Here is a 12,141-nt window from a genome sequence, read left to right as displayed (position 1 = left end):
TCAGCTCCGCGCCACGGAAACGAGCTTGGCCGCGGCGGTGCGGGCGTTGCCGCCGCCGAGCAGCACCGCGTGCAGATCGACGCCGAAGGCGCGCACTTCGTCGAGCGCGGCCTTGTTGCGGCGGACCAGCCAGTTGTAGCCGAGCACCGCGGGGACGGCGACGGCCAGGCCGATGGCGGTCATGATGAGCGCCTCGCCCACCGGGCCGGCGACCTTGTCGATGGAAGCCTGGCCGGCGATGCCGATGGCGGTGAGGGCATGGTAGATGCCCCACACGGTGCCGAAGAGGCCGATGAAGGGGGCGGTGGAGCCGACCGTGGCCAGCAGCGCCAGCCCGTCCTGCAGGCGGGTCTGCACGTTCTCGATGGCGCGCTGGATGGACTGGCCGACCCAGGTGTTGAGGTCGATGTGCTCGAGCAGGCCGGTGTGGTGCTCCCTGGCCTCCAGGCCGGACTGGGCGATGAAGTGGAAGGCGCCGCGCGGGTTCAGGGTGTCGGTGGCCTGCTGCACGCCGCCGGCGGTCCAGAAGTTCTGCTTGGCTTCCGTGGCGTGGCGGCGCAGCTTGTGCTGCTCGTAGAGCTTGGTGACGATGACGTACCAACTGGCGGCGGACATGATGACGAGGATGACCAGGGTGCCCTTGGCGACGAAGTCGCCCTGCGCCCACAGGGCGTCGAGGCCGTAGGGGTTGGTGACGGTTTCGCCGCCGGCCTGGGAACTGGCCTGGGCGAAGGCGGACGGCAGCGCGGCCAGGGCCGCCAGCGCGGCGAGGGCGAGGCGGCGCAGCCGCGACGGGATGGTGATGTTCATGATGTGCTCTCCGGAGGAAGGGTTCAGTTGTCCAGCGCGAACTGGAAGGGGACGGTGACGCGCACCGGACGTCCCTGGCCCACGCACTTCAGGCGGGCGACGGCATCGGTGGCGACCTTGTTGAAGACGGCGTCGGTGGATTTCACGATCCGCACGCTGCCGATGCCGCCTTCGGCGCCGACGACGAACTCGACCACCACCTGGCCGTCCTTGCCCAGGCGCAGGGCCTGGGGCGGATAGGGCACCGAGCTGCGGATGCTGACGTGGTTGGGGCAGGTGACGCCGATGGGGGCGGCGACCGGTTCGGGCGGTGCCGCCGGTTCGGGCGGGGGCGGTTCGGCCTGGACGACGGAGATGGTCGGGGCGGGTTCGGCCGGGGCCTGGACCTTCACCTCGGGCGGCGGCACGTAGGCCGGCGGGGGCGGCGCCGGCCGCGGCCGGGCGACGATCTTCTTCACCGGCTCGGGCGGTGGAGGCGGCGGCGGAGGGACCGGCTTGACCTCCTCGATCAGGCGCACGTCCAGCGGCTCCTTGAAGACCTTGACCACCTCGCGGGCCAGGCCGTTGGCGAGCGCGTAGGCGAGCAGGACGTGGAACAGGACGACGAAGGCGATGCCGGGCAGGTGCCGGCGCGGGTCCCGTTGGGCGAGTGCGTAGTTCATGGCTGTGCGGATGCGGCGAGGCGGCCGGAACGGCTTCCCGCCAGCATGACGTCGTTGAATTGATGATCGAACAGCGCGCCGACGTCTATCCTGCCCATTGCGCCGGTGCCCTGCCAGAAGCCGGCCTCCTGTTCGAAGGCCGCGCTCAGTTCGGCCCGCTGCCCGGCCGTGAGGCCATATTCGAAGCGGGTCCGCCGTGCGATCTTCAGCATCGCCGGTTCGTCGATGCGCGTCAGCCGGCTGGCCGCGCTCGCCCAGCTTTCGGGGTGCTCGCCCACCCAGACCGTCGCATGCGCGAGCCGCCCCAGGAAGTCGGCGATGGCGGCCCGCTTGCCGGGATCGTTCAATGCCGCGCTGGAGGCGAGCTGAATCGCGTAGGACGCGTCCTTGCGTCCGATCCAGCCCAGCGAGCGCAGATCGGGGCGCGCCTCCAGGACGGTCGCCTGCGGGTCCCAGATGCCCCAGGCATCGATGTGCCCGGCCACCAGCGATGCCAGCGCCGCATCGTTGCCCAGATTCAGCAGCTGGACGTCCTGTAGGGACATGTCGATGTCCTTCAGCGCCAGGCCGAGCAGGTACAGGGTTCCGGTGCCCTTCATCACCGACAGCCGGGCGCCGCGCAGATCGGCGAGCGAATGGTAGGGCGAGTCCTTGCGCACGAGGATGGCCGCGCCCGACGGGACGCCGCTGGTCGAGCGGCCGGCCGCGACGACCTTGATGTTGCCGCTCCTGCCGTTGGCCGCCTCGAAGATGACGCCGGTCTGGCCGCCGTTGCCGCCGACATCGACGTTGCCCGAGCGCAGCGCGTCTATCAGCGCCGGCGTGGCCGAGAACTCCGACCACTCGATCCGGTACGGCACGTCGTCGAGCAGCCCGGCCGCTTCCAGATAGGGGCGGTTGCCGATCTTGTTGGGTGCGCCGACGCGCAGAACGACCCGCGAAAGATCGATTCCGTCGGCGCGCGCCGCGGTCGGCGCCGCTTCGTCGGCGGGCCGGCATCCGCCCAGCAGCGCCACGGACAGCAGGAGGATGAACGGCTTCAGAAGACGCATGGCGACGGTGCTCCGGTTGCGCGCCTATCGCGCCGCATGCGGGCTTGCCGGGCGGGGAATGCCTAGGTTCTCGCGCAAGGTCCGGCCCTCGTAGGCCGTGCGGAAGATGCCGCGGCGCTGCAGCTCCGGCACCACCAGATCGACGAATTCCTCCAGCGGCGCCGGAAAGTGCGGAAACATCAGGTTGAAACCGTCGGCGCCGTCGTTGTCGAGCCAGTGCTGCATCTCGTCGGCGATGCGTGCCGGCGTGCCGTAGATGAAACGGTGTCCGCCGGCGCAGGCGAAATGCTTGGCGAGCTGGCGGATGGTGAGATTGTCGCGGCGGGCCAGGTCGACCAGCAGCTTCTGGCGCCCGAGCGCCGAGTTGTTCGGCGGCAGGTCGGGCAGCGGCCCGTCCAGCGGATACTTGGACAGATCGAGTTCGCCGGCCAGGCGGTTGATCGGCTTGCTGCCCAGATCGGCGGGCAGCAGATCCAGCAACTGCTGGTATTTCTCGTGCGCTTCCGCTTCGCTGCGGCCGACGATGGGCAGCAGGCCGGGCAGTATCTTGATGTGATCCGGATTGCGCCCGTGGGCAGCCGTCCGCGTCTTCACGTCGGCATAGAATTCGCGCGCTTCGTCCAGCGTGACCGCCGCGGTGAACACCAGATCGGCCGAGCGGGCGGCCAGGTCGCGCCCGGCCGGCGATGAGCCGGCCTGCGACACCACCGGCCGGCCCTGCGGCGAGCGTGCGACGTTGAGCGGTCCGCGCACGCGGAAGTGCCTGCCCCGGTGATCGAGCCGGTGCACCTTGGCGGTGTCGAAGTAGATGGCGCTGTCCTTGTCGCGCAGCAGCGCGCCGTCCTCCCAGCCGTCCCACAGGCCGCGCACCACGTCGTAGAACTCGCCCGCCCGCTCGTAGCGGGCCGCGTGTTCCAGGTGCTGGTCGCGGCCGAAGTTTCCGGATTCGTTCTCGATCTGCGAGGTCACCAGATTCCAGCCCGCCCGGCCGCCGCTGATGTGGTCTATCGAGGCGAACTTGCGTGCGACGTGGTAGGGCTCGTTGTAGCTGGTGGTGGCGGTGGATATGAGGCCGATGTCGCGGGTGACCGCCGCCAGTGCGGCGATCAGCGTCACCGGCTCGAGCCAGCTCACGCGCGCATAGCCGTTGCGCCCGCCGTCGGCCAGCGTGTCGTCGGCGATGGCGGCGGTGTCCTGGAAGAACACCGCATCGAGCTTGCCGCGCTCCGCGGTCTGCGCCAGCTTCGCGTACAGCGCGAAATCCATGTCGGTTTCGGGTATCGCGGCCGGGTGGCGCCAGCCTCCCGCATGGTTGCCGGGAGTGAACAGGAAGGCGCCGAGTTTCAGTTGTCGGGTCATGGTGTTTCGCTCAGAAGGTGTAGTGCGCGCCTGCCACCACCGCCCGGCCGTCGCCCGGATAGAACACCGCCTGATCCCTGCCCCGGGCGTTGTACACCGTGGTGCCGCCCGACGCGTAGGCCTTGTCGCCGAGATTTATCAGGTCGACGAACAGCAGCCAGCGGCGGTCGGCCGGCGTGTAGCCGAGGCGGGCGCCGAACACCGCGTAGCCATCCGACTTGAAGGAATTGGCGTAGTCGACGTAGTAGCTGGACGCGGCGGTGACGTTGACTCCGGCCGAGAAGCCGGCGGCGCCGTCGTAGCGCAGTTCGGCCTGGTAGTAGTGGCGTGGCACGCCCGGCAACTGGTTGTCGCCGAACGCGCTGTCATTGCGGAAATGGAAGTCGTTGAAGGTGTAGGCCTGACGCAGCGCGATCCGGCTGCCGGCGTCTTCCCACAGCGTGGCGGTCAGGCCGGCTTCCACGCCCTGGTGTATGGTCGGGCTGCCATTGAAGGCGGTGATGAGCGGGATGGCCGCGCCCGGCGCGATGTCCACGTTCAGCAGTTCGTCCCTCACCCACGAGCGGTATACCGCCAGGCTGGCGTCGAAGCGGCTGTTGTTGGCGCGCAGGCCCAGTTCGAAGGTGTTGGCTTTCTGGTTGACCAGCGGCTTGACGAAATTGATGGCGCTGCTGAAGGTCGATGGCGAGTACTGCCAGGTCGCTCCGGGATTGATCGAGCGGCTGACGTTGCCGAACAGCTGCAGCGCCGGCGTAGCCTGCCAGCTCAGGCCGAAACGCGGCGCCAGACTCCATTTGTCGAACACGTGGTCGCCGGAATAGCCGGCATTGATCGGCAGCGCGCTGTATTCGATGGATATGTCGCGCTTGACCTGGATGGCCGACAGGCCGGTCAGCAGCTTCACATCGGGCGTCAGGCTCAGCGTGTTGCCCAGCGCCAGCACGTTGTCGAAGGAGCCTTTGTAGCTGCTGTACTTGACGCGCGTCAGCGAGTCGTCGGCGTTGCGCCGGTAGGTGTCGGTGCGCCCGGTGGTCTGCCGGGTGTAGAACCAGCCGGCAGTGCCCACGCTGGGCAGGCCGAACAGTTCGCCGTTGTGGACATAGCGCAGCGTCAGGCTGGTGTCGCGATAGTCGGACGTGCTCGGCGTGGCGCTGTAGCCGTTCAGGCGCTGTGGCAGCTTGTAGTAGCCGAAGCCGAATTCCAGGCTGGACGCGTCGTCTATCCGCCAGTTGGTGCGGTTGCCGAGCTGCACCGAACCGTACTTGTCGACGTGGTTGCGGTTGGTGCGCACCGCCGCGCTGGTCTGTTCCGGGTCGGTGCGCAACTGGCTCAGCGTGAGCGCGCCGGAGGCCTGGTGGTACTCCTCGCGGTAGCGCAGGTAGAAGCGCGTTTCCACGTCCGGGCTGATGCGGTAGCCGAGGTTGGAACTGAAGCCGGTGGAACGCTTGAACGTCAGGTCCTGGAAGCCTTCGCGGCGCGAATCGGTGGCGTTGAAGTAGTAGTCCGCGTCGCCCGCCACGCCGCCGGTGGCCACCTGTGCCTTGTGATAGCCGAAGCTGCCGCCTTCCAGATGCAGGCGCAGTCTCGGCGCGGTATAGCCGGTATGGCTGACGAAATTGACCGCGCCGCCCAGCGACAGCGCGCCGTAGTCGAAGGCGTTGGCGCCGCGCAGCACTTCGGTGTAGGCCAGGCCCAGCGGTTCGAACAGCTCGTAGGAGGCGCCGGCCGGGCCGGTCAGCGGCAGGCCGTCCACCAGGTATTTCACCCCCAGCGGCATGTTGCCGAGGTTGGACATGATGCCCGAGCCGCGTATGGAGATATGGATGCCGTCGTTGCCGCCGGCGTTCTGCACGAACACGCCCGGCTGGTAGGCGAAGATGTCCTGCGGCGCGGCGCGGCCGCGTTCGGTGTCCTCGCCGGAAATCACGCTGGCGCCGCCCGGGATGTCCTTCAGCTTTTCCCTGATCGTTTCCACGGTGGTCAGGCGCTGCCGCTGTATGACCACGGTGTCGAGCGACTGGGTCGCCTCGCCGCCGTCCTGCTGCGGCCAGGCCTGGGTCGCGGTCAGCAGCAGGATGGCGGTCCCGATGGTCGAGGGTGCGGCAAGGCGGTTCCGGCCGTTATGCTTTCGTCGTGGATGTTTTCTCATGCGGACTCTCTTCTGTGTCATCTGTGGGAAATGGAAGGTCGCGTCATCCGGCGCGGGCGGCGTGCGCGGGCGGCTGGCCGAACCGGCTGCCCGGTACCGGCAGGCCGAGGTTCCCGCGCAGGGTGTCGGCTTCGTAGTCGCGCCGGAACAGGCCGCGCCGCTGCAGGATGGGTACCACCTCGCCGGCGAAGATTTCGATGCCGCCCGGGCCCTGGCTGGGCATGAGGATGTAGCCGTCGGCCGCGCCGTTGAGGAACCATTCCTGCAGGTGGTCGGCGATCTGTTCCGGCGTGCCGACGATGCGGCCGTGGCCGGCCGACGACGCCTGCAGCCGCAGCAGCCGGCGCACGCTCCAGCGCTCGCTCAGCGCGAAGTCGCGGAAGATGCCGTAGCGGCTCTGCCGGCCCTGCACCGCGAACAGTGCGGGCAGGCGCTCCGCCGGCACCGGCTGGTCCGGGTCGAGATCCGACAGGTCTATGCCGCCGAGCTGCTGTTCCAGCGCCCGCAGCACGTGCGGCGGGATGTCGTTCCACTGTTCGTCGTCGAGCCGGCGGGCGCTCTCTTCGGTATCGGCGATGACGGTGCACAGGCCGGGCAGGATCTTGATGTGCTCCGGGTCGCGCCCGTGCGCGCGCACGCGCCCCTTCAGGTCGGCATAGAAGGCCTGCGCGCCCGCCAGCGTCTGCTGTGCGGTGTAGATGCCTTCGGCGAAGGGCGCGGCGAAGGCCTTGCCGTCTTCCGACGAGCCGGCCTGGAACAGCACCGGATGGCCCTGGCGCGAACGCGCCACGTTGAGCGGCCCTTCCACCGCGTAGTAGCGACCGCGATGGTCGATGCGGTGCACCTTGTCCGCCCGCACCGCGATGTGGCGGCCATGGTCGTTGACGATGGCGTCGTCTTCCCACGAATCCCACAGCTTGCGCACCACCTCGACGTGTTCCGCCGCGCGCCGGTAGCGTTCGCCGTGGTCCGGTATCGGCGCATCGCCGAAATTGCGCTCGCCGTTGCTGGAGGTGACCACGTTCCACGCGGCGCGGCCGTCGCTCAACTGGTCGAGCGACTGCAGTTGCCGGGCCAGGTTGAACGGCTCGGTGAAGGTGGTGGACACGGTCGGCACCAGGCCGATGTGGCGGGTGATGCCGGCCAGCGCCGAAAACAGCGTGACCGGCTCCGGGCGCGGCGCCTGCTGGTGCGCCGATTCGGTGGACACGGTGTCGGCCACCATCAGGAAATCGAAGCGCGCCTGTTCCAGCCTGCGCGCGATGTCGGCGTAATAGCCGAGCAGGCTGTGCGCCGGCCGGCCGTCGGCGGCGGCGGCCGATTCGGGCCGGTCGCTGCCCGGCGAGTTGAACAGCAGTCCGAGTTTGATCTGGCGATGGGCTTGGCTCATGGCATTTCCTCGTGGTGGATGGCGGCGCCGGCGCGGGTTCCGGACAGCGGCCCGGTCAGGCCGCCGCGCCGCCGCGGCGGGCCGCGGTGTAGCGGTTCTCCGGCACCGCGAGGCCGAGATGGCCGCGCAGCGTGCCGGCGCCGTACTCCCGCTTGTAGATGCCGCGCTGCTGCAGGATGGGAATCACCAGTTCGACGAAGGCATCGATCTGGCGCGGCAGCGCCTCGACGAAGTTGAAGCCGGCGATGGCGCCGCTGTCGAACCAGCGCTGGATGGCGTCGGCCACCTGTACCGGATCGCCGATGAATTCCTCGCGCGGGCCGGCCGCGCGCAGCGCGGTTTCGCGCAGCGTCAGCCGGTTGTCGCGGGCGAAGCGGGTGATGCGTTCGGCGGTGCTGCGGCTGCTGCCATAGGCGGCCGGCCCGAGCTCGGGAAACGGCTCGTCCAGCGGATGCTGCGAAAAGTCGTAGTTGTCGAACGGCACGCCGAGCTGCTTGAGCGCCTCGTCGATGCGCAGCAGCCCCACCGCCTCTCGATACTTGCGCTGCGCTTCTTCCCGGGTCGGCGCGACGACGGTGCGCAGGCCCGGGTACAGGCCCACGCTGCCGGGCGCGCGGCCGAAGGCGGCGGCGCGGCGCTGGATGTCCTCGGCATAGGCGGCGGTGGCTTCCAGCGATCCGGCTTCGACGAACAGCGCCTCGGCATGGCGGGCGGCGAAGTCGCGGCCTTCCGCCGATGCGCCGGCCTGGAAGATGACCGGCCGGCCCTGCGGCGAGCGACCGATGTTGAGCGGGCCGCGCACCGAGAAGAATTCGCCCTTGTGGTTGAGCGCGTGCTGCTTCGCCGGGTCGAGGAAGACGCCGGCCTCGCGGTCGCGCGGGAAGGCGTCGTCCTCGTAGGAATCCCACAGCCCCTGCACCACGTTCAGGTGCTCGGCCGCCCGCCGGTAGCGCTCGTCGTGCTGCAGGTGTTCCGCCTTGCCGTAGTTGGCGGCGGTGCCGGACAGCCACGAAGTCACCACGTTCCAGCCGGCGCGGCCGCCGCTGATGTGGTCCAGCGACGCGAACTGGCGGGCCACCGTGTAGGGCTCGGTATAGCTGCTGGTGGCGGTGCCGACCAGGCCGATGTGCGTGGTCGCGCCGGCCAGCGCCGACAGGATGGTGAGCGGCTCGAAGCGGTTGAGGTAGTGCGGACTGGAACGTTCGGTGACGAACAGGCTGTCGGCGACGAACAGGAAATCGAACTTGCCGGCCTCGGCCACCCGCGCCAGATGCCTGTAGTGCGCGATGTTGATGCTGCCGTCGGCCACCGCGTCCGGATGGCGCCAGTCGTCATAGCCCTGGCCGCAGCCGGCGAGGAGGAAACCGAATTTGATCTGCCTGGATGCTGTCATGGTGTGGGTCCGGCGAAGTGGTTGGACCGAAGGTGGCGATGTGCTCGAGCTCCGGTGGCTGTCGTCATAATAGGGGCCGATCTTAATTACACAACAGAATAAAGTTGATATCGATATATGCGCTTCATGATTGGTCGGCGGCGTTCGCACGCGCGCTCGCCACACCCGGGGGAGGCGGAATGGATGGCGGAACAGGTAACAAAAAGGCGCGGGAAGGACGTCCGGATCGCAGGTCGGGTGCGATCCGGACGGGTCCGCCCATTGCGGGCGGGCGCGGAACGGGGGCGGGCGTTTTCCGGCGGGGGCCGGCGGCCTGGCTAGGTCATCGAATGCCCGCCGGCGCCAGGCGGTCGCGCAGGCGGATGGGAGTGGCGGCCGGCGGTGCCAGCAGGCCGCGCGCGCGCAGCCGCGCGGTGAGGTGATCGGCGAAATCCTCATAGACGCCGGGGGTGGTCGCGGAGGAAATGTTGAAGCCGTCCAGCCCGGTGCGTGCGGCGAGGTCGGCGATCTGGTCGACCACTTCGTCGGGCGTGCCGAGCACGGTGAAAGGTGTGCGCAGCCGGCGCGTGTGCTCGATGTAGTCCTGGATGGTCACGTCGTGGCGCCCGTTCACCGAGCGCAGTGGGCGCGTCGTGCCGTAGGTCGCCAGATCGGACAGCCGCGTGTCGCGCGGATAGCGGCGGATGTCTATGCCGTTCCACGCCAGAATGCTGTCGTCGTTCCTGAAGCGGGTCTGCCGTTCCAGTTTTTCCTCGGCTTCCGCATGGCTGGCGCCGATCGCCAGATTGATGCCGGCGAACACCAGCGGCCGCGCCGTCCGTCCGGCCGTCCGCGCCAGTCCCTCCAGCCGCTCGATGCTGGCTTTCAACTGTTCCGGATTGCCGGCGTTGGTGTAGAGCGCCTCGGCGTGGCGGATCGCGAAATCGAAGCCGGTGTCGGAAGCGGTGGCCTGGAAGTACACCGGCCGGCCCTGCGGCGACGGTTCGACCAGATGCGGGCCGCGCACCGCGTAGTGCGCGCCGCGATGGTCGATGGCGCGTACCTTGGCCGGATCGGCATAGACGCCCGACGCCTTGTCGCGGCGCAGCGCGTCCGCCTCCCACGACTGCAGCCAGAGCTTTTCCAGCACTTCGATGTACTCGTCGGCGCGCGCGTAGCGATCGGCGTGCGTCACCTGCTCGGTCAGTCCGAAGTTCGCCGCGGCGCTGTCCAGATAGGAGGTGACGATGTTCCAGCCGATGCGCCCGCCGGTGAAATGGTCCAGCGTGCTGAAGCGGCGCGCCAGCAAGAAGGGTGGCTCGTAGGTGGTGGAGGCGGTGACCACGAAGCCCAGGCTGCGGGTGGCCGCGGCCAGTGCGGACACCAGCGTGAACGGGTCGCCGAGCGGGAACACGTGGGCGTCGCGCACCGAAAGTTCGGCGCCGCTCTCGCGCGTTTCGAACACGCCGAGAATGTCGGCGAAGAACATCGCATCGAAGCCGGCACGTTCCAGCAGTTGCGCCTGGCCGATCCAGTAGTTCAGATCGAGGTGGTTGCGGATGTTCTGCGGATCGCGCCACACGCCGTTGTCGCCCGGCGTGAGCATCTGGAAGGCGGTGAAGTGCAATGGCTTGGTCATGGTCTGGTATGTCGGTGTCGATGGAGCGGGTCGGAAGCGCGGCCGCGGCTAGCCGAAGCTGACGTCGCGCGCCCACAGATAGTCCACCGGCGTGTCGTCGGTGATGATGCCTTCGGCATGGAGGAAGTCGGCTACCTTCTGCTGCGAGGCGATGGCCGCCTGGCTGACCGGCACGACCCGGGTCGGCTGGCTCTGTTCGCTCACCTGGGTCAGGAAGTCTTCCTCCGGCACGCCGGTCAGCAGCGCGCTGCGGCGCGCCCAGGCCGCCGGATGGCGTTCCGCCCAGTCCCACATGCGCTGGATGCGGCCCACGTAGTCGGCCAGCCGGGCGCGCGTGGCGGCGTCCTGCAGCGCGCGGGTCTGCGACACCAGCAGCAGGTTGCCGGACAGATAGCCGCTGGCGGTCAGCAGCACCCGCGCGCCCAGCACGCGCCGCGCACGCAGGCCGTAGACGCCCCAGATCACCCAGGCGTCGAGATTGCCGTTCTGGAAAGCGGCGTAGGCGTCCTCCACGGCCAGCGCGCTGACGCGCACGCCGCTGAAATCCAGCCCCTGTTCGCGCAGCACCTGCGCCAGGAAGTAGTGCGCGGTGGTCGAGCGCGCGTAGCCGATGCGCTTGCCGGCCAGTTCGCGGACATCGCGGATCGACGAATCGCGCGGCAGCAGGATGACCTGGTTGTTCACGTCGGTCTGCTGCACGGCGACGATGCGCAGGATGGTGTTCTTTTCCTTGACGAACAGCGGCGGGATTTCGCTCATGCTGCCCAGGTCGAGATGGCCGTTGCTGAGCGCCTCGACTTCCAGCGGCGCGCCGGCGCCGGGAAAGCGTATGCCCTCGACCGGATAGTCCGGCTCGGCGATGCCGGCGTCGGCGAAATAGTTGCCCGGCGTGTCGCGTCCGCTGATCACCCGCAGCGCGGCGTGCCGCGGCCCGTCGTCCCGCCGCGCCAGCCAGCCGGCGCCGGCCAGCGCGGCCAGGCCGAGGCCGGCGCCGTAGAGGAATTTCCGCCGGCCGCTCATCTTTCCGCCGCTCCTTCGTCCAGCGCGGCGCCGATCGCCGGCGGCAGGCCGAAGATGTCCAGCAGCGTTTCGCCGCGCGACAGCCGTTCCAGCGTGATCTTCTCGGCCGCCTGCCGGCGCAGCGCCTCGTCGACGATTTCGGCCAGGCGCTGCGGCGGGCAGACGAAGATGCCGCTGTCGTCGGCCAGCACCGCGTCGCCCGGGCTGATGGCGACGCCGCCGACCGACACCGGCACGTTGACCGCGCCTTCGATCGGCAGGCCGCCCTTGACGGTGACCGGCGAGGCGCCGCTGCACCAGCACGGGATGCCGTGTTCGCGCTGTTCCTGCAGATCGGTGGTCGGGCCGTCGACGACGATGCCGGCGATGCCCGCCAGCCGGGCCGCATAGCTGGTGACGTAGCCCCAGTTGGCATGTCTGGATTCGCCGCAGCGGTCCACCACGATGAAGTCGCCGGGGCGGGCGTTCGACACCAGCCAGCCCATCGGGCTGCCGAGGATGTTCGGCGCGCGCAGCGTGATGGCGGTGCCGGCGACGCGCACGCCGGGCTTCACCGGGCGCAGGTCGTTGCGCAGGAAGCCCTGGTGTTCGGAATGCCCGATGGTGCCGGTTTCGCATTGCGCCAGCCGGGCGATCAGCGCCGCCGGAATCTGTTCCGGCATCGGCCGCAGGGTCAGGTTCACTGTTT

10 protein-coding genes are annotated in these 12,141 nt (G+C 69.1%); all 10 read right to left on the bottom strand.

The features are described 5' to 3' along the window. The 10 genes from CCZ27_RS12820 to CCZ27_RS12775 all read right to left on the bottom strand — a co-directional run bounded on the left by CCZ27_RS12820 (position 1) and on the right by CCZ27_RS12775 (position 12,136). Complete coding sequence (locus CCZ27_RS12820) at positions 1 to 810, bottom strand: MotA/TolQ/ExbB proton channel family protein (RefSeq protein ID WP_096448730.1); 810 nt, start codon at positions 808 to 810, stop codon at positions 1 to 3. 23 nt (positions 811 to 833) lie between these two features. Then, a complete protein-coding gene (locus CCZ27_RS12815; protein ID WP_096448727.1) occupies positions 834 to 1,472 on the bottom strand; it encodes an energy transducer TonB in 639 nt (212 codons plus the stop codon). Next, complete coding sequence (locus CCZ27_RS12810; RefSeq protein ID WP_096448725.1) at positions 1,469 to 2,524, bottom strand: PhnD/SsuA/transferrin family substrate-binding protein; 1,056 nt, start codon at positions 2,522 to 2,524, stop codon at positions 1,469 to 1,471. Before CCZ27_RS12810 ends, CCZ27_RS12815 begins: the two co-directional genes overlap by 4 nt. A gap of 24 nt (positions 2,525 to 2,548) precedes the next feature. Beyond that, the gene (locus CCZ27_RS12805; RefSeq protein WP_096448723.1) at positions 2,549 to 3,883 is read right to left on the bottom strand and encodes an LLM class flavin-dependent oxidoreductase; all 1,335 of its coding nucleotides are present in this window, start codon (positions 3,881 to 3,883) and stop codon (positions 2,549 to 2,551) included. Between the two features lie 10 nt (positions 3,884 to 3,893). Continuing rightward, positions 3,894 to 6,032 carry a TonB-dependent receptor family protein gene (locus CCZ27_RS12800; RefSeq protein ID WP_096448721.1) on the bottom strand — a complete coding sequence of 713 codons (2,139 nt, stop codon included), beginning with the start codon at positions 6,030 to 6,032 and terminating at the stop codon, positions 3,894 to 3,896. A gap of 43 nt (positions 6,033 to 6,075) precedes the next feature. Continuing rightward, entirely contained in the window at positions 6,076 to 7,422 is a 1,347-nt protein-coding gene (locus CCZ27_RS12795; protein WP_096448719.1) for an NtaA/DmoA family FMN-dependent monooxygenase, read from the bottom strand. 55 nt (positions 7,423 to 7,477) lie between these two features. After that, positions 7,478 to 8,815 carry an LLM class flavin-dependent oxidoreductase gene (locus CCZ27_RS12790; RefSeq protein ID WP_096448717.1) on the bottom strand — a complete coding sequence of 446 codons (1,338 nt, stop codon included), beginning with the start codon at positions 8,813 to 8,815 and terminating at the stop codon, positions 7,478 to 7,480. Between the two features lie 322 nt (positions 8,816 to 9,137). Then, complete coding sequence (locus tag CCZ27_RS12785; RefSeq protein ID WP_096448715.1) at positions 9,138 to 10,433, bottom strand: NtaA/DmoA family FMN-dependent monooxygenase; 1,296 nt, start codon at positions 10,431 to 10,433, stop codon at positions 9,138 to 9,140. 48 nt (positions 10,434 to 10,481) lie between these two features. Then, complete coding sequence (locus tag CCZ27_RS12780; protein WP_096448713.1) at positions 10,482 to 11,453, bottom strand: ABC transporter substrate-binding protein; 972 nt, start codon at positions 11,451 to 11,453, stop codon at positions 10,482 to 10,484. Next, the gene (locus CCZ27_RS12775) at positions 11,450 to 12,136 is read right to left on the bottom strand and encodes an RraA family protein (protein ID WP_198363119.1); all 687 of its coding nucleotides are present in this window, start codon (positions 12,134 to 12,136) and stop codon (positions 11,450 to 11,452) included. The genes CCZ27_RS12780 and CCZ27_RS12775 overlap by 4 nt, the downstream gene beginning before the upstream one ends. Positions 12,137 to 12,141: the final 5 nt, after the last annotated feature.

The sequence above is a fragment of the Thauera sp. K11 genome, assembly GCF_002354895.1.
Classification (GTDB): domain Bacteria; phylum Pseudomonadota; class Gammaproteobacteria; order Burkholderiales; family Rhodocyclaceae; genus Thauera; species Thauera sinica.
This window is presented reverse-complemented; position numbering and strand designations above follow the sequence as displayed.

Excerpts from the sequence above, each read along its gene's own strand:
- CCZ27_RS12820 (WP_096448730.1), bottom strand. The coding sequence starts at position 810 with ATGAACATCACCATCCCGTCGCGGCTGCGCCGCCTCGCCCTCGCCGCG.
- CCZ27_RS12815 (WP_096448727.1), bottom strand. The coding sequence starts at position 1,472 with ATGAACTACGCACTCGCCCAACGGGACCCGCGCCGGCACCTGCCCGGC.
- CCZ27_RS12810 (WP_096448725.1), bottom strand. The coding sequence starts at position 2,524 with ATGCGTCTTCTGAAGCCGTTCATCCTCCTGCTGTCCGTGGCGCTGCTG.
- CCZ27_RS12805 (WP_096448723.1), bottom strand. The coding sequence starts at position 3,883 with ATGACCCGACAACTGAAACTCGGCGCCTTCCTGTTCACTCCCGGCAAC.
- CCZ27_RS12800 (WP_096448721.1), bottom strand. The coding sequence starts at position 6,032 with ATGAGAAAACATCCACGACGAAAGCATAACGGCCGGAACCGCCTTGCC.
- CCZ27_RS12795 (WP_096448719.1), bottom strand. The coding sequence starts at position 7,422 with ATGAGCCAAGCCCATCGCCAGATCAAACTCGGACTGCTGTTCAACTCG.
- CCZ27_RS12790 (WP_096448717.1), bottom strand. The coding sequence starts at position 8,815 with ATGACAGCATCCAGGCAGATCAAATTCGGTTTCCTCCTCGCCGGCTGC.
- CCZ27_RS12785 (WP_096448715.1), bottom strand. The coding sequence starts at position 10,433 with ATGACCAAGCCATTGCACTTCACCGCCTTCCAGATGCTCACGCCGGGC.
- CCZ27_RS12780 (WP_096448713.1), bottom strand. The coding sequence starts at position 11,453 with ATGAGCGGCCGGCGGAAATTCCTCTACGGCGCCGGCCTCGGCCTGGCC.